This is a genomic window from Corynebacterium limaceinasi, assembly GCF_046717465.1.
In the GTDB taxonomy this organism is placed as follows: Bacteria; Actinomycetota; Actinomycetes; order Mycobacteriales; family Mycobacteriaceae; genus Corynebacterium.
Genome location: NZ_CP177100.1, coordinates 172753 through 194354, shown reverse-complemented (window position 1 = coordinate 194354; position 21602 = coordinate 172753). Strand labels below are relative to the sequence as shown.

Genomic DNA, 21602 nt, shown 5'->3' with positions numbered 1-21602 from the left:
TTATGCGCCGGGCAAAGCTTTGCGGCTATACCAACAGTTCTGCGATCTGAATGGTATTAAGCGCAGCGCCCTTGCGCAGGTTATCGCCGGAGACGACGAGCACGAGGCCCTTATTGTCATCTACCGTCTGGTCCTGGCGGATGCGCCCGACCAAGGAATCGTCCTTGCCGGCGGCGGCGAGGGGGGTGGGGACATCGGCAAGCGTCACGCCTGGGGCATCGCTTAGAAGCTCGGTGGCCTGCTCGGGGGTGATGGGCTTGTCGAACTCCGCGTGGATGGTCAGGGTGTGGCCGGTGAAGACGGGAATGCGCACGCAGGTGCCGGCGACCTTGAGGTCCGACATGCCGAGAATCTTGCGGGATTCATTGCGCAGCTTCTGCTCTTCGTTGGTCTCATTGCTGCCATCATCGACGAGGTTGCCGGCAAAGGGCAGTGCGTTATAGGCGATGGGCGCAACGAAGGGACCCAGGTCCTCATCATCGAGCGCAGAACCATCGTGGACCAGATCCACGTTGTGATCACCCACGCTGTAAACCTGCGCGGCCAGCGTCTGTACGCCCGCCAGGCCGGATCCGGATACCGCCTGGTAGGACGATACGTGCAGCTTGTTAAGCCCGGCGGCATCGTGCAGGACCTTGAGCACCGGCATGGCGGCCATGGTAGTGCAGTTCGGGTTGGCGATGATGCCCTTCGGCGGGTTCTTCGCCTCCTCGGGGTTTACCTCCGATACCACGAGCGGGACCTCCGGGTCCTTGCGGTAGGCCGAAGAATTATCCACCACGGTAGCGCCCGCGGCGGCAAAGACCGGGGCCCACTTCTCAGAGGTGGACCCGCCCGCGGAAAATACCGCGATATCGACATCGGCCACGGATTCTTCGGTGACCTCGGCCAAGTCCTCTACTTCGATCTGCTCGCCGCGGAATTCCAGCTCGGTTCCGGCGGAGCGGGCGGAGGCGAAAAAGCGCACCTTATCCGCCGGGAAATTGCGTTCTTCCAAAATGGAGCGCATCACACGGCCGACCTGGCCGGTAGCGCCGACGACTGCAACGGTAGTCATTGTCTTCCTTTTTTATTGCTCTGTAGTGCTCTGATTTAGCGTCCGGTTCCAGCATAGACGGTGGCTTCTTCCTCGCCGCCGAGCTGGAATTTATCGTGCAGGGCGCGCGCCGCCTTCTCTAGGTCTGCCTCGCGCGTCAGCATGGAGATGCGGATTTCGGAGGTGGAAATAAGCTCCATGTTCACTCCCACATCGCGCAGGGCCTCGGTAAAGTCCGCCGTCACGCCGGGGTGGGACTTCATGCCGGCGCCGACGAGGGAGACCTTGCCCACCTGGTCATCGTAAAGCACATTGGACCAGCCGCCCTCAGACTGCAGCTTGCTCAATAGCTCCATCGCGCGGGGGCCATCGGCGCGCGGGCAGGTGAAGGTGATGTCGGTGGTGCCGTCCTCCAAGGAGGAGACGTTTTGCAGCACCATGTCAATATTGATCTCCGCATCGGCGATGACGCGGAATAGCTTCGCGGCCTCGCCCGGGCGATCTGGGATGCCCAGCACGGTTACCTTCGCCTCGGATTTATCAGTTGCTACACCAGTAAGTACTGCTTCTTCCACGGGGATATCCTCCATCGAGCCGGTCACCAACGTGCCGGGGTCATTTGAATAAGACGAGCGAACTCGCAACGGAACATTGAAAGCGCGGGCGTATTCCACGCTGCGCAGGACCAGAATCTTGGACCCTACGGCGGCCATTTCCAGCATCTCTTCAAAAGAGAGCTTTTCTAGCTTTTGCGCATCCGGAACGATGCGCGGATCGGCGGTATAGACGCCATCGACATCGGAGTAAATCTCGCACACATCCGCCTTCAGCGCCGCAGCCAGGGCGACCGCGGTGGTATCGGACCCGCCGCGACCCAGGGTGGTCACATCGCGCGAGTCCTTATTCACGCCCTGGAATCCGGCGACGATGCAGATCTGTCCATCCTCTAGGGCCTCGGTCAGGCGGCCGGGGGTTACGTCAACGATGCGCGCATTGCCGTGGCGCTCGGTGGTGAGCACGCCCGCCTGGGAGCCGGTAAAGGATTGGGCCTTCGCGCCCAGGGACTCCACCGCCATGGCCACTAGCGCATTGGAGATGCGCTCGCCGGCGGTAAGGAGCATATCCATTTCGCGCTGCGGGGGAACGGGATTGACTTGCGCTGCAAGGTCGAGAAGCTCATCGGTGGTATCCCCCATTGCGGAGCACACCACGACGACATCATTGCCCTGCTTTTTAGTGGCCACAATCCGCTCCGCTACCGCGCGGATGCGATCTGCGGATTCGAGGGAGGAGCCGCCGTATTTTTGAACGATCAGGGCCACGGTGTGGTTGCCACCTTTCGTTTTAAAAGGCACTCCTGAGCGCAGGCACGCCACAGAAATACCTGTCGGACACTAGTCAAATTCCTATGCTACCCCGCAAGGCGCTACACCTCATCATAATTCCGAAACAATACTTTTATTTTATTCACACCCACCCCCGTGCGCACGAGGCGGCGGGGCGGGGGCGGCATCGCTAAGCAAAATGCATCTCCGGGACTTTTTTACTAGCGTTGAGCGGGTGTTAAGCAACTTCCTGGCCGTATTCTTCGCGCTCGCCTCCGCGCTTACGGTTGCTTGGGGCACGGTGGTTCGCCACCGCATTGCCCTTGAAGCAGACGATTCAGTCATGCGCTCCGCCATGACCAACCCACTGTGGTGGGTCGGCACCGGCGCGGCCATACTCGCCTACGGCCTCCAAGTCGTCGCCCTGGGCTTTGGTACCTTGCTGGTGGTCCAGCCCATTTTGGTGCTCTCGCTCATGTTTACCCTGCCGCTTTCGGCCTGGTACGCCAAGCGCCCCATGCCCGTGCACGAAACGTTCTGGTCCATTGCACTCACGATTGCGGTCGGCGTGATGGTGGTCTACGGCCGCCCCGTCGCCGGCAATCCCCGGCCCGAATGGAGCCAGTGGTGGCCCGCGCTACTATTGGGCCTGGCCACCCTGGTCGCGTTGGGCGTGGCCGGCCATAAATTCCGCGAGCAGCGCCCGCTCGCCCTGGGCACCGCCTGCGGCGTCATCTATGGCTTCGTCGCCCTGCTATCGAAGGCCGTGGTCGATATCTTCACCCACGAGGGCCTGAGCGTCCTGGTGGGCAGCTGGCAGTTCTACGGCCTCATCGGCCTCGCCCTGACCGGCACCGTGGTGCAGCAGTACTCCTTCAACGCCGGCCCGCTGGCGCAGTCGTTGCCGGCCATGACCATCTTCGAGCCCATCGTCGCCTTCGGCTTGGGCTATATGGTCTTGGGCGAAAAATTCCTCATCGATTCCACCGCCGGCTGGCTCGTCATGATGGCCGCGCTCGGCGTCATGATCGCCGCGACCATCATTTTGTCGCGCAATCCTGTCAGCCAGCGCAGTTAGATGGCCCACTCGAATACGGTCAGCATATAGGCCGAAAACCAGGCCCCGAAGAGCACCCAGGCACTCACGCTTGCCGATGCCCCCTTCTTGCCCACCCACGGCAGCAAGATCACCGCTGCGGGCAGTAAGAGGCGGGGGCGGGAGTGCATGATGCCATCGGAAAGCAGCACATTGGCCATCAGCACCGCGGCAAACAGCCAGGCAGGAAGCGGCAGGCGCCCCCAGGCCAGCAGCAGGCAGATGGGGGCGGCGATGATGACTGCGGCGCTGAGCAGATACCCACCATTCGTGGCGCTAGACAGCGTCTCCGCCACCCAGGACACCGTCGCCCGGCCGCCGTCGAAACCGGAATTCCAGTGCTTTTCCTGCAGGCCGAAGTACCCGCCGGCGCCGGATAAATGGCGATTGGCCCACCAGATATAGCCGGCTAAGGGCAGCGCCGATACCGCCACGCTCAGCCAGGCCCACCAGGTGCGCCGCGCCTTGAAGAGCACCATGAGCGCGAAGACCACGATGAGATCCACCGCGGTGAGGCGGACGAAGGAGGCAAGGAAAATGAGCACCCCAGCCGCGATCCAGCGCTTATCATGCAACATCACCACGGCCCAGATCGCGAGCGCGCCGAAGAGCGCCTCCGTATAGGGCATGACAAAAACGATGCTCATAGGCGCGCTGGTGACCACCGTCGCGCCGAGCACCTGGCCGCGCGTGCCCAGCCCCATCTGCCTAGCCAGCGCCATAACGCCCGCCGCCAAGGCGATGGTGAAAAAGAGGTTGAGGACCATTGCCGTGCCCGCAATATCCGCGCCCAGCAGGTTACTGACCGCCCGCACCGCCAGTGGGAAGCCGGGAAAGAACGCGAGGGCGGTTTCCCCGCCATAGCCCGCGCGGGCGATGTCGACATAGTAGTGGGCGTCCCATTTATTCAGCAGCCCCCAGAGGGAATCGCCCTGCGCCGCGGCCAGCGCCGCGAGCACGCTGAGGCGAATCGCCGTTCCCGCAACCGCCACCAGTGCAGCATAAAACCAGCAGCGCAGCGCGGGCGCGGCTGCGGGGCGGCGGGTGGTAGGAACAGTAGGCACATCAGCATGGTACGCCACGCGCCCGGGTGTCCCGCTGAATGAAATATGTTGCCACACCGTGAGATCCTCTGTAGTGTGACCGGTATGACATTGCGGAACGACCTACTCCTTATCTGCCGCGGCGGGATTTCGGCCTGAACCTACGGCCAGCGCCCCGTCGCGGAGTCTGGCAATCCTTACCCCAGCTGGCCGTCGCACTTCCCGACACCAAACATATTAAGGACACCGCACCCCATGTCTCCCAACGATTCCTTCATTAGCGCACCCCGCGAAATCACCACCCCTGCAGGCCCTCCCCGCGAGGGACAGCCCGCTTGGAATAAACAGCGCGGCTCCTCCATGCCCTTCGACCGCTACCAGCCCTTCGCAGTAGAGGTCGAGGACATCGACCTGCCGGACCGCACCTGGCCGGGCAAGAAGATCACCCACGCCCCGCAGTGGTGCGCCGTAGACCTGCGCGATGGCAACCAGGCGCTGATCGACCCCATGAGCCCCGAGCGCAAGCACCGCATGTTCGACCTGCTGGTGCAGATGGGCTACAAGGAAATCGAGGTGGGCTTCCCTTCCGCCTCCCAGACGGACTTCAACTTCGTCCGCGAAATCATCGAGGGTGATAAGATTCCAGAAGACGTCACCATCCAGGTCCTCGTCCAGGCCCGCGAGCACCTGATCCGCCGCACCTTCGAGGCCTGCGCCGGCGCAAAAAACGTCATCGTGCACTTTTATAACTCCACCTCGAAGCTGCAGCGCCGCGTGGTCTTCCGCAAGGACAAACCGGCCATCAAGAAGCTGGCTACCGATGCCGCCGAGCTCATCAAATCCATTGCCGCCGACTACCCCGATACCAACTGGCGCTGGGAATACTCCCCCGAGTCCTTCACCGGCACCGAGCTGGATTTCGCCCGCGAGGTCTGCGATGACGTGGTCGCCATCATGGATCCCAGCCCCGAGAACCCGATGATCATCAACCTGCCGTCCACGGTGGAGATGATTTCGCCGAATGTCTACGCCGATTCCATCGAGTGGATGGACCGCAACCTGGCCCGGCGCGATTCCATCTTGATTTCGCTGCACCCCCACAATGACCGCGGCGAGGGCGTTGCCGCAGCCGAGCTGGGCTATATGGCCGGCGCCGACCGCATCGAGGGCTGCCTGTTTGGCAATGGCGAGCGCACCGGCAACGTGGACCTAGTGACCTTGGGTCTGAACATGCTCACCCAGGGCGTTGACCCCCAGATCGACTTCACCGATCTGCCCAAGATCCGCGAAACCGTGGAGTACTGCAACCAGCTGCGCGTTCCGGAGCGCCACCCCTACGGCGGCGAACTGGTCTTTACCGCGTTCTCCGGCTCGCACCAGGACGCGATTAATAAGGGCTTGGACGCGCTGGCTGCAACGGTGCGCCCAGAGGCCAATTCCACCGACGTCAGCTGGGAAGAGCTGCGCGATGCCATCTGGGAGGTGCCTTACCTGCCCATCGACCCGAAGGACGTGGGCCGCGATTACCAGGCCGTTATCCGCGTCAATTCCCAGTCCGGCAAGGGCGGCGTTGCCTACATCATGAAGACCGACCACGGCATCAATATGCCCCGCGCCATGCAGGCAGAATTCTCCACCGTCGTGCAGGAAATCACCGATACCGAAGGCGGCGAGGTCAATTCCAAGAATATGTGGGACATCTTCGCCACCGAATTCCTGGACCGCACCACCCCGCTGCAGCTGGAATCGTTCGAAATCGACAATATTTCCGCCGAAGATACCGATGCCACCGTCACCGCCACCGTGACCTACAACGGCAAGGAATCCGAGGTCACCGGCACCGGCAATGGTCCCATCGCCGCCTACGCCAATGCGCTGGAGTCCTTGGGCATCGATTTCGATGTCATCGACTACTCCCAGCAATCGCGCTCGGCCGGCGATGATGCCGAGGCCGCCTGCTACATTGCCGCCGACGTCAACCAGAACAAGGTCTGGGGCGCGGGCATCGCCGCTTCCACGACCCGCGCCTCCATCAACGCGATTACCTCCGCAGTAAACCGCGCGTTGGCATAACGCGGGCGCGGCCGGGCATGGTAGAAGATCGACTATGCCTTCTTCTACCTACCTCATCCCCCACCGCGGCCTCGGCGCGGTGCAGACCTTGCCCATTCACGGCGCATCGGTGAAGGGCACGGAGGAATTTACCGTCACCCTGGCTCCCAGCCAGGAGGGCGGTTTAAGCGTGGAAGCACAGGGCCAGATCGGCACCATCAGCGCCGCGGACCGCGCGGAATACCCTGAGATCGACCTGCTTTTCCGCGCCGGTCTCACCCCGGCCGCCACGGCCCAGCCGCATGCCGATGGCCACGTCACCCTCCTGCTTCCCCGCCCCGGGCTCTGCCTGCCGGCGAATAATCCGCCCGGCGGGCCCTATACGATGCTGGGCTACGCCCCGCCCATCGATATCACCGATCTCCCCGCGGATCTCGATATCCCTGCCCAAGCCCGGATGCACGTGCTGGTCAACCTGGTGCCTTCTACCGACGCCGTCGATGTCTTCTTCGGCCCCACATTCCTCACCACCCTATCCCCGGGCCCCTCGCTGCCCCCGCTTGCCGATGCCCCCATCCTCGCCCACGCCTACCATGCCCCGCGCGGCAACGATCGCGTGCTGAGTATCTACGCCGGCGATCCGCGGCCCGCTTCCAACGAGGATTCCGTGGCCGTTGCCACCCCGACCACGCAGGCGGCGACCGAGACCTTCGAAACCAGCAGCTTTCGCGCCGTAACGGCTACCCCGGAACCCACGCGCCACACTGGGTGGTGGGTCACGGCCATAGCCGTGGTCGCCGTCGTGGCGCTGGTGACCGTACTCATCGTCGCGGTTTAGTTTCCACTAAACCGGATTAGGCACCGAAAAGGCACGGCGCGCCCTGTCCCGCCACAGGAATTCCGGGATACTAGACTAAGGTTGATGAATAACACACCTGGCCCCTCCCCACGGTCGCCGCAGGCTCCCTCGCCGGCGACTATGGCGTCCCAGCATGCGGCTAGGACCCACGCCCAGGCGTCCCCTCACTCCGCAGCCGACTCCGCCAATCCTGACGCCGACCCCGCGCAGCCGGGCCCGCGCCGGTCTCGGCCGCGCCGCGCCGTCCGCCCCTCCGGCGGGCCGGCGAAGCCGAAAACCCCGGCCGATACAGCTGCTTCGGCCGCTCCAAGCCCCACAGCATCCGAGGCCTCCGCATCCAGCGCGGACAGCGCGCCGCAAAAGCAGCCGGACAAAACCGAGACCGTCACCAAGCACCCCTACGTGGCCCTCACGCTGCAGACCACGGGCATCCACCCCTCGACCGGGCGCATCGTCACCATCGATGCGGTGGCCTTTGATAATGCCGGCGATATTGGCCAGCGCTTCCACGCCGTGCTCAAGCCGGATATCGACGCCGGCCCGCACCACCTCCACGGGCTGACCGTCGCGGATATCGAGCAGGCACCGGCCTTTAGCAGAGTCCTCAAGTCGCTGGATAAGCTTATCGATGGCCGCACCCTCGTCGTCCACGATATCCCCTATACCTGGGGCTTTATCGTCGCCGAGGCCCGCCGCGCGATGATGACCGCCGCCCGCCAAAACCGCGCGCGCAACCGCGGGCGCAATAAGGGCAAGCGGCGCCGCCAGAAGGTGGGCCACATGCCCGCGCCCGTGCGCATCATCGATACCTTGGCCACCTCGTATGCGCAGGGGGTGCGGTCGAATGATGTGCGGCTGAGGGGCGTCGCTAAGCAGAATGGCCTGGATGCCGATCCAAAGGCAACAGTGGAACGCGCCCGCCGCCCGGAGCAGGAGACCTCGCGCGAGGAGACGGAGCTGCTCATCCAGCTCTACCAGCACCAGCAGCGCGGCCCGGTGCGCAGCTATGCCCCGGACGAGGTCCGCGCCGACCGCTTTGGCCTACAGCGCTCGCACGTGCGCGTCGATGCCGCCGAAGCTCCCGTGCAGCACCACAACCCCGGCAAGTACGAGCCCGGCAAGGAACTGCGCCGCGGCATGGAAATCGTCGTGGCCCCCGAAATCCTGGAGGACCCGGATACCATCATCTCCGCCCTCATGCGCGAGGAGCTGAACTATTCGGAAAAGCTCACCCGCGAGGCATCGCTTGTCGTGTGCAACGTCACCACGGATCTCGTGGGCAAGGCCATGCACGCCCAGCGCAAGGGCATCCCGCTGATGTCTGATGCCGCGTTTCTCGATGCCCTCACCCGCATCGAAGACCCCACTACCGCCCAGCCGCCGGCGCGGCGCCAGCCCCCGCAAAAGAGCGGCGGAAATAACCAGAGCAAGAGCCAGAAACGGCGGCGCAGGCGCGGCGGGCGCGGCCGGGGCCGGCGAAATTCTGGCGGCTCGGCGCCCAAGAACAACGCCTAGGCCACTTCCCCGGCTACCCTAGAGGGCATGAGTTTTTCAGTCCCGGGTGCCTTTAAGAAGTTGCGCACCACCGCCGCGACATCCGCCGCGAAGCTGGCCACCACCGCTTCCCGCGCCACCGGCCGGGGCGCCGGCGGAATGATCGGCGGCCTTATCGCCAATGCCATTGATCCCTCCATCATGACCAACCTCGGCGGCGGGCGCCCAGCCGTGCTGGTCACCGGCACCAACGGCAAGTCCACCACCACCCGCATGCTCGCCGCCGCGGTCCGCGCCGAGCACCGCGTCGCCACCAACGACGGCGGCGATAACATGGACGCCGGCATCATCTCCGCGCTCATGGCGGGCAAGGACGCCTCGCACCTGGTCCTCGAGGTCGACGAGCTGCACGTGCCGCACGTTGCCGATAACCTCAACCCGCAGGCGCTCGTCCTGCTCAACCTCACCCGCGATCAGCTCGACCGCGTCGGCGAGATCAACAAGATCGAGCGCGCCCTCCGCGGCGCCGTGGAGGCCCACCCGGACATGCTGGTCATCGCCAATTGCGATGACGTGCTCATGACCTCGGTGGCCTATGACGCCAAGAACGTCATTTGGGTCTCCGCCGGCGCCGGCTGGCTCGGCGATTCCGTCACCTGCCCGCGCACCGGCGGCCACGTCGTGCGCACCGAGGATGACTGGTACGCGGTCAAGCCGCTTGCCGATGGCCGCGAGTTCCGCCGCCCGCAGCCGACGTGGGGCATCGACAAGCATGGCGTTATCACCCCCACCGCGAAGCGCCCGCTCAACCTCGCGCTGCCGGGCCGCGCCAATCGCGGTAACGCGGCACAGGCCATCGCCGCGGCCGTCGAGGGCTTCGGCGTGGACTTGGACCGCGCTATTGCCGCGGCGGAAAGCATCGATGACGTCGCCGGCCGGTATTCCACCATCCACTGGAAGGGCCGCGAGATTCGCCTGCTGTTGGCCAAGAACCCCGCCGGCTGGCAAGAGGCCCTGTCCATGGTGGACCGCAGCGCCGATGGGTTGGTCATCGCCACCAACGGGCAGGTTGCCGATGGCATCGACATGTCCTGGCTCTGGGACGTGAAATTCGAGGGCTTTAACGGGCTCAGCGTCAAGGCCGCCGGCGAGCGCGGCACCGACCTTGCCGTCCGCCTCGTCTACGCGGATATCACCCACGAGCTCATCCCGGACCCCATGGATGCGCTCGCCGCCTGCCCCGAGGGCCGCATCGAGGTCCTTGCCAATTACACCGCCTTCCGCGATCTGAAAAAGGCCCTGTCCAAGGAGGCTAATAATGCTTAATATCGGCCTAGTGCTTCCCGATGTCCTCGGCACCTACGGCGATGACGGCAACGCCCTCGTGCTGCGCCAGCGCGCCCGCATGCGCGGCCTCGACGCCGAGATCCACCCCATCCGGCTGGGCGAGCCGGTGCCCGAAACGCTGGATATTTATACTATCGGCGGCGGCGAAGACACCGCACAGATTCTTGCCGCAGAACACCTCATTGCCGATGGCGGGCTGACCCGCGCCGCCACCGCTGGCCGCCCCATCTTGGCCATTTGCGCCGGCTTGCAGGTCCTCGGCGAATCCTTCCGCGCTTCCGGCCGGGTTATCGATGGCGTCGGGCTTATCGATGCCACCACCGCCGGCATGCAAGACCGCGCCATCGGCGAGGTATCCTCCACCCCTACCGGCGCCGGCGTGACCGCAGACCTCACCGAGCCGCTCACCGGCTTCGAAAACCACTTAGGCGCGACCATCCTCGGCCCATCCGCCCAACCGCTGGGAACCCTCACCCGCGGAAACGGCAACGCCGACCAAGCCGCCACCGCGGATCTCGCCGACGGCTCCAGCCAGCGCACCTACGAAGGCGCCGTGCAGGGCAGCGTCATCGCCACCTATATGCACGGCCCGGCGCTTGCCCGCAACCCGCAGCTCGCGGATCTGCTCCTCGCCCAAGCCATGGGCGTCTCGCTCGCGGATCACGATCCGCTGGACATTCCCGCGGTCGACCGCCTGCGCACCGAGCGCTTCAACGCCGCCGAGCCGCCGCGCTCCCAGCGCTAAATCTGTGGATAACTTCCCCAATTCGCGGCCTTCACAACCAAAAAGAGCCGAATTGAGCCAAGTTATCCACAGGCTGGCCGCGGTCGCCTTGTAGCTCCCCGGCCCCAACCCTAGGCTGCGGGGCATGACGTTATTGGAGCAGCTGGGGGACATCGCCAAGCGCGGCGTAGACCTGATCGAAGAGGCCTACGCCGCCGCTGACCTGCCCCTGCCTGCGGACCAAGCGCGCGAGCTGCGCCGCACCGCCGAGGCTTTCCTCGCGCCCACAAGCCACTCGCGCTATCAACGCCGCGCCCTTGCCGCCGCGCGCCGCAACCAGCACAGTCTGGCCACGCTCGCGCTCATCGCGCGCCGCTCCCGGCGGGTGAAGAATCCCACCGAGCGCTGGCGCTTCCGCGAAACCCTGTGTGCTACCGCCGGGACCACCGCCGAAGTGTCCCGGGCCGCCACCCGCCTGCTGCGCGAAATCGCCCCGCCGCCCGAGCGCGAAGACGGCGGGCGCCGCATCCTGCACGGCGAGAAAACCACGCTGAGCTTTACCGGCCCCGCCGCCGAAATGGCCGATATCTGGGCCACCGCGAAGGATAATCCCCTCGCCTGGCTCACCGGTTCCCGCGCCGTCGCGCCGGCCAGCGTGACCACCAATGTCATCATCGAGCTGCCGGATTACCTGAAAGTTCTGCGCGGCGAGGGCTCCGAAGTCCGCCTCGCCATGACTAACGGTGCCACCATCACTGGCGCCGACCTCATCCGCCGCACGCTCGCCGGCGCCGGCCTTTTCACCCTCATCCACCCCGAAGAAGGCCCCGTCAATCTCTACCGCGCCCGCCACGCCTCCGCCAAGCAGCGCCGCATGCTCGAGGCCGAAGGCGCGCGCTGCGCGTGGCCCGCTTGCCGACGTCCCGCCGCCGAATGCCAAGCCCACCACATCTTCGAATATGCCCGCGGTGGCCACACCCATCCGGCGAATATGTGCCTCTTGTGTCCATACCACAATTCCATCAACGGCCTTCCGGGGCGCGGGCGGATGGCGCGCATCAACGGGCGCATCGCCTGGCTGCCGCCGCATCCTCGCCACGCGAATCAACCAGCCGCCCCGCCGAATTCAGCGTCACCGCCGCACTCTGCCTCGCCGCCGGAGCCGAATTCGCCTCCCCCAGTCTTCACTGGCCGCGCCCCACGCGGGCCAACCGCCGACGTGCCCTAAACGCCTAAATGGTCAAGCGCCCCGAAAGCGCACGGGACAAGGTCAGCTCGTCCACGAACTCCAAATCGCCTCCGAGCGGCATGCCGGAGGCCAATCTGGTGATCTTTAAATCGGGAAAGTCCCGCAATAACCGCACCAGGTACGCCGCGGTGGCCTCGCCCTCCGTATTTGGATCGGTGGCGAGGATGACTTCGCGGATGGTGGGGGTGTCGTCGTAAAGCGGGACCTCTGGCGTGGAATCCGCCAACTCCCTATCCGGTAGCACCCCGCCGAGGCGCTGGAGGAGCGTGGAAATATTCAAATCCTTCGGCCCAACATTGGCCAGCGGATCCAGCGCACCGCCGAGCACGTGGTAGCGGCCCTCGTACTCACCCGTGCGCTCGATAACCTGGATGTCCTTCGGCTCCTCCACGACGCAAATGGTGGAGGCGTCGCGCTGCGAATTGATGCAAATCCGGCAGACGTCCTCGCGCGAAATATTGCAACAAATGCGGCAAAAAGTAACGCCGTCCCGCACCCCGCCTAAGGCATTTTGCAGGCGCTCAATATCCTCCGGTTCCATGTGCAACACATGAAACGCGATACGCTGCGCCGACTTCGGGCCGATGCCCGGCAGGCGCGAAAACTCATCAATGAGGTCCTGCAGAGGTCCTTCAAACACCACAACTCCCAAAATTACGTCAAGGCCGCGGCCCCACTATCGGGACAACGGCCTTTTTAGAATATCGCGCAGCTAGAAATTGCCGCCGAACATGTCATCCATCGACGGTCCACCCTGGCCGCCCATGCCCTGCGAGAGGGGACCAATCTTTTCCTGTGCCAGCTTGCCCGCAGCGGCGTGGGCATCCTTAAACGCGCCCATGACCAGGTCTTGCAGCGTGTCGATGTCCTCAGGATCAACCACAGACTTATCAATCTGCAGGTCTACTAGCTCGGCGCCGCCGGTCATGGTCACCTTAACCAGGCCATTGCCCGCGCTGCCCTCAACGTTGGTAGCCAGGATCTCTTCCTGCGCCTTCTGCAGCTCGGCCTGCACCTGCGCGGCCTGCGCGATGAGGTCGTTCATGTCATTGGGTTGTGGGGTGGAATCTTGTTCAGCCATAGCTTTCGTCCTTTCTCAATAGCTTTGCTACCGCCCGAGTCTACCGTGCCACAGTCCTATACACGGCGTGCGCCTAGTTCCTTTTCCACGAGCTCTATCGCAATCTCGGTGGCGCTGCGATGGTCCATTTCGCCTGCGGACTGCGCGGCTTCGACCATGTCGCGTTCTTCGTCATCGCGCGTATAGGCCGGTTCCGGCGGCGGCTCGTCCGCGGGGCCCTCCGGCTCGGGCGGCAGCGGCACCCCGTTGCTAAATTGCGGCGTGCGCGCGAATTCTTCATCGCGTTGCTTCGCCACCTCGCTTGCCTTGGCAATGCGCGAGCGCCACCCGGGCTTACTCTCCGCCTCCTTGTCGTCGCTCGGCTCCCGCTCGGGCGCGTTGGGGTTCCATTCGGGTTTGGCCTGCGGAGCCCGCGGCGCATCGAACCCGGCGCTCTTAGGATCCGTGCCCACCACGCAGTTGACCTGAATATCGCGCTGGAATTCCTCCCGCAGCACGTCCACAATGACGGAATTATTCGCCGGCGCATTGATGCGTTCTGCCAGCGCACCGGTGGTATGCCCCAGCGTCAGCGTATTATCGCGGAATCCGAGCACGCGGGCTTCGGCAAGCATGATTTCGGCGACCTTATTACGCTTGCCGACGCTCCCCCTCAGCTCCACCCATTTCCTCTTCACCGCATCCACGAAGTCATCACCGCTTACCGATGCCCCCTGCGCAGGCGCCGCCGGCACCGGCTTCTCCAGCGGTTCCGCCTGGCCGTTGCCGCGGGCTGGCGCATTCTGTGGAATCTGCCGCTCCTGGCCCCATGGATCCGCGCCATCGTCAGTTTCTACGTCGCCGCCTGCCGCGGTAGCCGAAGCATCCTTTTCAGGCACATCGCTAGACTGCGAATCCGTGGACTGCTGCTCAGGCTGCCCAGCCTGTTGCTGCTGCCCCGACTGCGCATATTCCGCGCTCGGTTGCGCAGGCTGCGACGCAGATCGCTCCTGATTCTCAGCTGCTGCCGGCCCCGTTTGTGCCGGCTGTGCCGACTGCGCTGAACCCTCATGCTCGCCACGCGATTGCTGCGCAGTTGTCTCCGGTTGCTCAGGCCGAGACAATGGTGATGTCGATTGCGTCCCCTGTGCCTCGGTGCCCGCGGCCGCTTGATTCCGTTGTTGTCCAGGCGCCTCTGATGCAGTAGGGCCCGTGGCGGCCTGGTTTTGCTGGGCCTGGGACTTTGCGCGGCGCCGCGCGATGATGGCGGCCGCTGCCGACTGCGGGTCTTGGGCACCCGAAAAGGCTGGCCCGTTTCCCGCAGAGGGTGCCGCCTGCCCCGATTGTCCTGGCTGCCCTGCCTGCGCTGCCTGCGCCAGTTGTGCCCCTTGGCCGGCCTGGTTGTGCTGGCCAGACTGTGCGGATTGCGGTGCGCCGCTGGGTTGGGTGGCCTGAGGCAACTGCCCCGGCTGGCTCACGGCGCCGACAGCTGCACCCGGCGCCGCGCCGGCCGAGGTACCGATGAGCAGGTGCGCGCACATGATTTCGAGCAGCAGGCGCGGCGAGGTGGCCCCGGTCAGATCGCTGATGCGGTCATTGACGGTGGAGGCAAGGTAGGTCAGCTGCGGTCCGGAAAAGCGCTGCGCTTGGGCGGTGAGCACCTCGGCGCGGTCGGTAGGCGCGGAGACCAAGCCGGCATCGATGGCGCCCGGCACGGCCTGCAGGATCATCAGGTCGCGCAAGCGGTCGAGCAGATCCACGGCAAAGCGGCGCGGGTCGTGGCCAGCCTCGATGACGTTGTCGATCTGCGCGAAGAGGCCGGCCTTGTCGTTCTCGGCGAGGGTGGCGATGGTGTCATCGAGAAGCGTGACGTCCGTAACCCCCAGCAGCGGGCGCGCAAGGTTATAGGTCAGGCCATCGGGACCCGCACCGGCCAAAAGCTGGTCCAGTAGCGACAAGGTATCGCGCGGGGAACCGCCGCCGGCCTCGATGACCATGGGATAGACGGAGTCTTCAACCTGCACGCCCTCAGAGGCGACGGTCCTTTGCAGCAGCCCCTTCATCGCGGGCGGGGTAAGCAGGCGGAAGGGATAGTGGTGCGTCCGGGAGCGAATGGTGCCGATGATCTTTTCCGGCTCCGTCGTCGCAAAGATGAAAATCACGTGCTCCGGCGGCTCCTCAACCACCTTGAGCAACGCATTGGCACCGGACGGGGAAATCATATGCGCCTCATCGATGATGAAGATGCGATAGCGCGATTCCGCCGGCGCATAGTAGGCGCGGTCGCGCAGCTCGCGCATGTCCTCCACGCCATTGTGCGAGGCGGCGTCGAGCTCCGTCACGTCCAGGTTGCCCGGGCCGCCGGGCGCGAGCGACACGCACGAATCGCACTTGCCGCACGGCGTCGAGGTGGGCCCGTGCTCGCAGTTGAGCGAGCGGGCCATAATCCGCGCCGAAGACGTCTTACCGCAGCCGCGCGGGCCGGAAAAGAGGTAGGCGTGGTTGATGCGCCCCGCGTCGAGGGCGGCAGATAGCGGCGTGGTGACCTGCTCTTGCCCCACGACCTCGGCAAACGTTGCTGGACGGTATTTCCGGTATAAAGCCACGGTTAGCCAGTTTACCGGCTAACCCTCGCGCGACCAGTCCAGCAGGTCAATGCCCTGCTCGGCCACAGCTTCCTGCAGCTTGCCGACGCCCTCTTCCACCCCAAACGCATATTCCGCATCCGTCAGCATGACCAGCTGCAGCACGAGCGTCAGGCGGTCATCCTCGCGGTACTGCGGTGTCTGCCCGCCCCAGAGGTACGGGGCAATAAGCAGCCCGTGGTGCACGGTCGGCTCGCCGGGCAGATCAAGAAGCGATGGCAGCAAGACGCCGGGTTGCGCGGGCAAGAGGCCGCCCGCCTTCTCGAGCTTCGCGGCGGCGGCCCCCACAGCGGCGGCGACTTCGGGCTGGCCCACGCGCGCCACCGTCACCAGTTCGCAGCGCACATCCAGACCTTCGGCATCGCTGCGCAGGCCGGTATCGACGGCGTTGAAGGTGGTGGTGAGGGCGAGGGATTGGGCATCGGCAAGCGTGGCTAAACCCAGCCTGCGCCCGTCGACGTACCGGAACTCCAGCGGGGCCGGGATGACCTCGCTGAGCCACACGGCGGATTCGGCGGCGTTGATTTTAGCCCTCCGCCTTTTCGATGGCCGCCAGGAGCACGCAGGTGGCAACGCCGTCGATGGCTTCCTCGATTTCCTCCTGCGGCGGCAGCGACACCGCAAGTCGGATATTGCGGTCATTCTCATCGCGGCCGTGGGGGTAGGCCGCGCCCGCCTTGGTGAGCACGATGCCGGCGTCCTTGGCCAGCTCCCACACGCGGGTGGCGGTGCCGTCCACGACGTCCATGGAAATGAAGTAACCGCCCTCCGGGTCGGTCCATTCCGCGACGCCGTACTCGCCCAGGCGCTCGTCCAAGATGCGGCGAGCGGCGGCGAACTTCGGCGCCAGCAGCTCGGCGTGGCGGCGCATCAGCTCACGCACGCCGTCCGCGGACCCGAAGAACTCGGCGTGGGCGAACTGGTTGATCTTATTGGGCCCAATGCCGCGGATGCCTGCGTGCTCCAGGTACCAATCGAGGTTCTCCGCCGAGGAGCCGAAGAAGCTCACGCCGGAGCCCGCGAAGGTGACCTTGGAGCTCGAGGACATGGCCCAGAAGCGGTTGGGGTGCCCGCCCTGCTTGGCGATGTCCAGCACTGGCAAGACTTCCGGAAATTCGTCTGTCAGCGTGTGCACGGCATAGGCGTTATCCCACACGATGCGGAAGTCGGGCGCCGCGGTATCCATTTCCGCCAGGCGGCGGGTCTTTTCCTCCGAGATGAGTACGCCGGTGGGGTTGGAGAACATGGGAATGAGCCACATGCCCTTGACCTGTGGGTCCTGGGCGAGCTTAGCGATGGCCTCGACATCCGGGCCGTCGTCTTCCATCGACACCGTCACCAACTCGAATCCGAAGAGCTCCGTGATGGCGAAGTGGCGGTCATAGCCGGGCACGGGGCAGATCCACTTGACGGTTTCTTCCTCGCTCCACGGGCGCGGCGAATCATTGGTGCCAAAGGTATAAGCCCAAGAAATGAGGTCGAACATGATGTTGAGCGAGGAGCTATCGCCGGCCAGCAAGAGCTCTGGGTCAATATTGGTAAGCTCGCCCCACAGCTCGCGCAGCTTCTTGACGCCCTTCAGGTTGCCGTAGTTGCGCAGGTCAGCGCCTTCAGAATCGGTGTAGTTTCCCTCACCCGGCAGCGACAACAGCGCATTGGAGAGATCGAGCTGCGCCTTCGAAGGCTTGCCACGGGTCAAATCCAGCTTGAGGCCCTTTGCTTTCAGGTCTGCGTATTCTTCGCGGACTTTCGCGGCAAGTTCTGCCAAGGCGGACGATTCCAGAGTGAGAAGCGACATTAGTATGTCTTACCTTCCATAGTGTGGTGCGACGTTTAGCCACCAATACTAACGCACCCTGCACAAAAAAGGGACCCCGCGCACCCGTCAGAGCCTCCTGACCCTTGCTGCATTCCTGCCCTGGGGGAGTTCAGAGGATGGACGCCACGCGGAATCCTGCCCTTACTTTAACGCCCGCAACCCGCATTAGCCAAATACGCGTCTCTCGGGGCGAGACGGAAGGCTACGGGGGCATCGGCAAGCGGCGGCAGCACAGCGATCGCCGGCCCCTGCCCCACCGAAACCCAATAATTGCCCAGAAATTACGTCTGAACAGGCGATTGGCATTCTAATTGCTACGGCTGCTAATGTTTCTTCTCGGAGGATTCGACTAGCGGCCTATGTCACACGCCTGGAACGCGTGCGGGGTTCACGCCCCTCGTGGGTTCAAATCCCACATCCTCCGCCATTGTCATGAGTCGCGACATACTTGACAGGTCAGTCGCGACATCGTTGACGAACCGGCATCTCAGTTGTTTTTGTTCTGGGGTGCCGGTTTTTCGTGTTTTGGGTCTAGGGGTGGGGCTCCTTTTTCCAGTAGGGTTTTGGTAGTCGCGGGCTGTGTCGATGTAGTGCTCGGTGATGATTTCTCCGGTCGCAGCTAGTGATGTGGTGATGTGGTTGTCGGCGATGACCATGAGGATTTTTTGTTTCTTGAATGCGCGCCCGATGCCTAGGTGGAAGAGTTTGCCGGCGTAGCGGACGGTGACTTTGCCGTTGTCCCAGACGATGTCTTTTCTGGTGCGCCATTCTTGTGTGGGATTGTCGTTGGGGCTGGCTTTTGTGCCGGTGGTGTAGCTGTGGTGTGGGGTATGTCGTCCTAGTGCGCGGTGTGGGCGTTAGGGTTGCCCGCAAATCGTGGACACGTAGTAGAGCTACCTAGTGGTTAGGCAGCTAATTCTTTTCTGCTGGTGGTTAGGCTGGTGTGGTTCTCGAAATCGACGGGGCTGACCATCCCGAGGGCGGAGTGCCGACGTCGACGGTTGTAGACCACTTCAATCCAGCAAGCCACAGCCTGACGCGCAGCATCGCGGGTGGCCCAGCGCTTCCGGTCGTAGAACTCGGTCTTAAGCGTCGACCAGAACGACTCAGCCATCGCGTTATCGAAACACACTCCGGTACGCCCCACGGATTGAGCAATGCCCAAATTGCGGCACACCTCCCAGAGCTGCTCGCTGGTAAATTGTGTCCCACGGGAGAGTGTCCGATTCTTTGTGTGCGGGGGCTTGGTTTACAAGTAATCCGCGAATCGGTTGGGGTAGGCCACAGCTAGTTGGTTGATGGCTTGTTTCCACCCGGTGGCTTTCGCTCCTTCAATATAGCCGTTGCATTCAACGTCGCGTTTTGTTTTCTTCGCTCGCTGGGCAGCGCGCTTGTCTTCGATGTCGCAGATCATCAGCCACAGCGTCTTCAGTGCGGCAGTATCGTTCGGGAATTGCCCCCGGTTACGGGTAGCTTTACGCAGTTGGGCGTTGAGCGATTCGATCGAGTTGGTGGTGTAGAGCACTCGCCGCGCCGCTGGCGGGAACTGCAGAAACGGCACGAACCGCTCCCATGCATCACGCCAGACTTTGACCGACTAGGGGTATTTCCGGCCAAGTTCACTGGCCTCGAAGGCATCGAGGCTGGCACGTGCAGTGTCCTCGTTAGCGGCTGTGTAGACCTCACGCAGTACGCGGGAGACTGCTTTACGGTCCTGGTAGGACACCCACCGGTTCGCAGCCCGAATCAGGTGCACAATACAGGTCTGCACCATGGAATTCGGCCAGGTTGCCTCCACGGCTTCCGGCAGGCCTTTTAAGCCCGTCGCAGCACACGATGAACACGTCTTGGACACCGCGGTTAGCCAGATCCGCACACACCGATGCCCAGAATGCGGCGCCTTCATTGTCCGCGATCCACAATCCCAGGATGTGCTTGATGCCGTCCATGTCGACACCAACCGCCATGTAGCAAGCCTTGTTGACCACGCGGTGGCCATCGCGGATTTTAACGCGTAGCGCGTCGAGGAAGATCACCGGATAGAACTCGTCGAGCTGGCGGTTTTGCCAGATCATGACCTCTTCCAAGACCGCGTCGGTAATGGTGCTGATCGTATCCGGGCTCATATCCACACCGAGGGTGGTTGCGAGATGGTGGCAAATATCGCGCACGGTCATCCCGCCGGCGTACAGCGAGATAATCATGTCGTCGAGCTCTGTGAGCCGACGTGTGCCCTTGGGCATCATCCGGGGAGTAAACGTGCCGGCGCGATCCCTGGGCACGGTCACTTCCACCGCGCCGTAGCCAGAATTGACGGTCTTGGTGTACGACCCGTTACGGTGATTGCTGCTCTGTGCGGTATCCACCTGCGCTTTGGCCTTGCGGTCGCAGTGGCTATAGCCCAAATGCGCATCCATCTCTGCCTGGAGACCAGCGTTAATCGAAGCCTGCAACAGGCCTTTGACCAGCTCGCTGGCGTCATCGGTGGACGTCGACAGCTCGCCGATCAAGCTGGCGAGCTTAAGGATTTTCCATCAGCTTCTTACTGATCTCGTTGACCCTCGCCGGGTCATGGCTTTTCTTCGGTGACACCGTAGTCATTATCGGTGAAACTCCTTCTAGATCAGAGCCTCACACACAAACTTCCTGACACTCTCGGGTTGGCGGCAGGTGGTGCTACCTCTATCGGGCGATCACCGCCGGTGGCCAGACCTTGGGCTTTTACCTCTCTTCGAATCGGAACGTGGCCGCAGCGAAGTGTTTCCTGGCCAAGGCCGTCAGATCCAATGCGTCAGCCGGGTATCCCAGAGTGATCAACGCCGATAAAGCATCCTCCCTAGCCAGGGCAATCGCCGAGTTGAAGTCAGAGGGAATCTGCCCGCCAACAGTGGAACACCGGCAGGTGAAATACCTCAACAACATCCTGGAAGGCGACCATGGTCGGCTGAAGCGGATCCTCGGGCCAAAAGGCGCGTTTAAGAACCGGATATCTGCATATCGGACGTTGAAAGGGATGGAGGCGATGCACTCATTGCGGAAAGGGCTAGGCGCGATGTTTGCCTACGGGCAACCGAACCCGGACGCGGTGATCGTCAACCAGGTCTTCGAGACGGCCTAACAACGCCCACACGCAGCGGCCGTCAGGGAATGAGAAACTGAGTCTTCGCTGCTCTCCGCCCAACTTTGCAACAGTACCGCTAAAACAATCGGGAAGCCTACACGGACCTGACCCCTTCGTGGTCCTACTGCTAGTCGGCATAGGCCTGTTTATGGTGACTAGTACAACAAAGTTTCCCATATTTGTCCCTCTTTTTATGGGACTTGTATGCACAATCGCAATTCTCACCTCTGGGAAGCCCGATCCTGCTGAATGTAGTAAGCCCGATCCTGCTGAATGTAGTGACGTAAACATCACGAAACAGGCGGAGTCCGAACAAAAAGGGGTCGGTTGGATTATGAGGCTAACCTCCGTTCAGGTCGTTAACTTGGTCATAGCGTGGCGGGCTTCGGGAAAAATAAAAAGCACTTGGAAAAGGGGTGACTAGGAGATCTGGGGGAATGGTTGACATTATTCATGAAGCTCAGGACGCACACCTGTGCGCCCTATTCATCAAAGCCCACGGACACGGTGGAGACTACGAGTACGCGCGAGACGGCTCCAACAGCGCAGTCAAACACCTGCAAGCAATACTGGCAGAACTGCCCGCTACTTCCCCACTGGCCCGCGATGCCGGCATACTCGCTAAGTTCGTGCGTGCAGCACAGAGGAATTTGTCTCGGCAACGCCCTGACACAAACCGGTAGTATCACACCAAAATAACCATCATCGTTGCAACGACCCCTAGAATCCGCC

At 63.3% G+C, this 21602-nt stretch carries 15 protein-coding genes, 1 tRNA gene, 1 other RNA gene and 4 pseudogenes; 9 read left to right on the top strand and 12 right to left on the bottom strand.

Going from position 1 to position 21602, the window contains the following annotated elements; translation table 11 throughout:
- Positions 1-25: 25 nt before the first annotated feature.
- Both ACLI1Q_RS00980 and ACLI1Q_RS00975 read right to left on the bottom strand, forming a co-directional pair.
- Positions 26-1057, bottom strand: a complete 1032-nt coding sequence (locus ACLI1Q_RS00980) for an aspartate-semialdehyde dehydrogenase (protein WP_239268957.1) — start codon at positions 1055-1057, stop codon at positions 26-28.
- A gap of 35 nt (positions 1058-1092) precedes the next feature.
- Entirely contained in the window at positions 1093-2358 is a 1266-nt protein-coding gene (locus ACLI1Q_RS00975; RefSeq protein WP_023016575.1) for an aspartate kinase, read from the bottom strand.
- A 238-nt stretch (positions 2359-2596) separates the two neighbouring features.
- Here ACLI1Q_RS00975 and ACLI1Q_RS00970 point away from each other — a divergent pair, with 238 nt between their 5' ends.
- Positions 2597-3439: a DMT family transporter gene (locus ACLI1Q_RS00970; RefSeq protein ID WP_239268959.1), complete on the top strand. Its 843-nt coding sequence runs from the start codon at positions 2597-2599 to the stop codon at positions 3437-3439.
- Here ACLI1Q_RS00970 and ACLI1Q_RS00965 read toward each other — a convergent pair.
- Complete coding sequence (locus tag ACLI1Q_RS00965) at positions 3436-4521, bottom strand: mannosyltransferase family protein (RefSeq protein ID WP_411697025.1); 1086 nt, start codon at positions 4519-4521, stop codon at positions 3436-3438. The genes ACLI1Q_RS00970 and ACLI1Q_RS00965 overlap by 4 nt on opposite strands.
- A 234-nt stretch (positions 4522-4755) precedes the next feature.
- Here ACLI1Q_RS00965 and leuA point away from each other — a divergent pair, with 234 nt between their 5' ends.
- The 6 genes from leuA (at position 4756) to ACLI1Q_RS00935 (ending at position 12204) form a co-directional block, all read left to right on the top strand.
- Complete coding sequence (leuA, locus tag ACLI1Q_RS00960) at positions 4756-6573, top strand: 2-isopropylmalate synthase (protein ID WP_005276465.1); 1818 nt, start codon at positions 4756-4758, stop codon at positions 6571-6573.
- A 34-nt stretch (positions 6574-6607) separates the two neighbouring features.
- Positions 6608-7390 (top strand): hypothetical protein, encoded by a 783-nt coding sequence (locus ACLI1Q_RS00955; RefSeq protein ID WP_239268963.1) that lies wholly within the window; start codon positions 6608-6610, stop codon positions 7388-7390.
- A 423-nt stretch (positions 7391-7813) separates the two neighbouring features.
- On the top strand, positions 7814-8926 hold the full coding sequence (locus ACLI1Q_RS00950) for an exonuclease domain-containing protein (protein WP_370657788.1): 1113 nt from the start codon (positions 7814-7816) through the stop codon (positions 8924-8926).
- Positions 8927-8953: 27 nt separating this feature from the next.
- The gene (locus ACLI1Q_RS00945; protein ID WP_239268967.1) at positions 8954-10231 is read left to right on the top strand and encodes a Mur ligase family protein; all 1278 of its coding nucleotides are present in this window, start codon (positions 8954-8956) and stop codon (positions 10229-10231) included.
- Complete coding sequence (locus tag ACLI1Q_RS00940; RefSeq protein ID WP_284849740.1) at positions 10224-10997, top strand: type 1 glutamine amidotransferase; 774 nt, start codon at positions 10224-10226, stop codon at positions 10995-10997. Before ACLI1Q_RS00945 ends, ACLI1Q_RS00940 begins: the two co-directional genes overlap by 8 nt.
- A 124-nt stretch (positions 10998-11121) precedes the next feature.
- The gene (locus tag ACLI1Q_RS00935) at positions 11122-12204 is read left to right on the top strand and encodes an HNH endonuclease signature motif containing protein (RefSeq protein ID WP_239268971.1); all 1083 of its coding nucleotides are present in this window, start codon (positions 11122-11124) and stop codon (positions 12202-12204) included.
- Between the two features lie 4 nt (positions 12205-12208).
- On the opposite strand, the gene ACLI1Q_RS00930 is transcribed toward ACLI1Q_RS00935, so the two are convergent.
- The 6 genes from ACLI1Q_RS00930 to ffs all read right to left on the bottom strand — a co-directional run bounded on the left by ACLI1Q_RS00930 (position 12209) and on the right by ffs (position 17889).
- A complete protein-coding gene (locus tag ACLI1Q_RS00930; RefSeq protein ID WP_239268973.1) occupies positions 12209-12865 on the bottom strand; it encodes a recombination mediator RecR in 657 nt (218 codons plus the stop codon).
- A gap of 72 nt (positions 12866-12937) precedes the next feature.
- The gene (locus ACLI1Q_RS00925; protein WP_005276451.1) at positions 12938-13306 is read right to left on the bottom strand and encodes a YbaB/EbfC family nucleoid-associated protein; all 369 of its coding nucleotides are present in this window, start codon (positions 13304-13306) and stop codon (positions 12938-12940) included.
- Positions 13307-13362: 56 nt separating this feature from the next.
- On the bottom strand, positions 13363-15891 hold the full coding sequence (locus tag ACLI1Q_RS00920; RefSeq protein ID WP_239268975.1) for a DNA polymerase III subunit gamma and tau: 2529 nt from the start codon (positions 15889-15891) through the stop codon (positions 13363-13365).
- A gap of 18 nt (positions 15892-15909) precedes the next feature.
- Complete coding sequence (locus ACLI1Q_RS00915) at positions 15910-16503, bottom strand: suppressor of fused domain protein (RefSeq protein ID WP_239268977.1); 594 nt, start codon at positions 16501-16503, stop codon at positions 15910-15912.
- Entirely contained in the window at positions 16457-17728 is a 1272-nt protein-coding gene (locus ACLI1Q_RS00910; protein ID WP_239268979.1) for an aminotransferase class I/II-fold pyridoxal phosphate-dependent enzyme, read from the bottom strand. The genes ACLI1Q_RS00915 and ACLI1Q_RS00910 overlap by 47 nt, the downstream gene beginning before the upstream one ends.
- Before the next feature lie 64 nt (positions 17729-17792).
- An RNA gene (gene ffs, locus ACLI1Q_RS00905) (signal recognition particle sRNA small type) lies at positions 17793-17889 on the bottom strand.
- A gap of 198 nt (positions 17890-18087) precedes the next feature.
- Here ffs and ACLI1Q_RS00900 point away from each other — a divergent pair.
- Positions 18088-18176: transfer RNA gene (locus ACLI1Q_RS00900), tRNA-Ser, on the top strand.
- Between the two features lie 106 nt (positions 18177-18282).
- Here the strand turns inward: ACLI1Q_RS00900 and ACLI1Q_RS00895 are convergent.
- The 3 pseudogenes from ACLI1Q_RS00895 to ACLI1Q_RS00885 form a co-directional block, all read right to left on the bottom strand.
- Positions 18283-18606 (bottom strand): annotated as a pseudogene (locus ACLI1Q_RS00895) (IS481 family transposase); the annotation flags it as partial.
- Positions 18607-18698: 92 nt separating this feature from the next.
- Positions 18699-18962 (bottom strand): annotated as a pseudogene (locus ACLI1Q_RS00890) (integrase core domain-containing protein); the annotation flags it as partial.
- Positions 18963-18998: 36 nt separating this feature from the next.
- A pseudogene (locus ACLI1Q_RS00885) lies at positions 18999-20350 on the bottom strand (IS256 family transposase).
- Between the two features lie 55 nt (positions 20351-20405).
- Here ACLI1Q_RS00885 and ACLI1Q_RS00880 point away from each other — a divergent pair.
- Positions 20406-20867, top strand: a pseudogene (locus tag ACLI1Q_RS00880) (IS6 family transposase); the annotation flags it as partial.
- Between the last annotated feature and the right edge of the window lie 735 nt (positions 20868-21602).

What these genes read in the sequence shown, in the direction of transcription:
- ACLI1Q_RS00910 (WP_239268979.1), bottom strand. Translation starts at nt 17,728, where the DNA reads ATGTCGCTTCTCACTCTGGAATCGTCCGCCTTGGCAGAACTTGCCGCG.
- leuA (WP_005276465.1), top strand. Translation starts at nt 4,756, where the DNA reads ATGTCTCCCAACGATTCCTTCATTAGCGCACCCCGCGAAATCACCACC.
- ACLI1Q_RS00925 (WP_005276451.1), bottom strand. Translation starts at nt 13,306, where the DNA reads ATGGCTGAACAAGATTCCACCCCACAACCCAATGACATGAACGACCTC.
- ACLI1Q_RS00945 (WP_239268967.1), top strand. Translation starts at nt 8,954, where the DNA reads ATGAGTTTTTCAGTCCCGGGTGCCTTTAAGAAGTTGCGCACCACCGCC.
- ACLI1Q_RS00980 (WP_239268957.1), bottom strand. Translation starts at nt 1,057, where the DNA reads ATGACTACCGTTGCAGTCGTCGGCGCTACCGGCCAGGTCGGCCGTGTG.
- ACLI1Q_RS00955 (WP_239268963.1), top strand. Translation starts at nt 6,608, where the DNA reads ATGCCTTCTTCTACCTACCTCATCCCCCACCGCGGCCTCGGCGCGGTG.
- ACLI1Q_RS00935 (WP_239268971.1), top strand. Translation starts at nt 11,122, where the DNA reads ATGACGTTATTGGAGCAGCTGGGGGACATCGCCAAGCGCGGCGTAGAC.
- ACLI1Q_RS00940 (WP_284849740.1), top strand. Translation starts at nt 10,224, where the DNA reads ATGCTTAATATCGGCCTAGTGCTTCCCGATGTCCTCGGCACCTACGGC.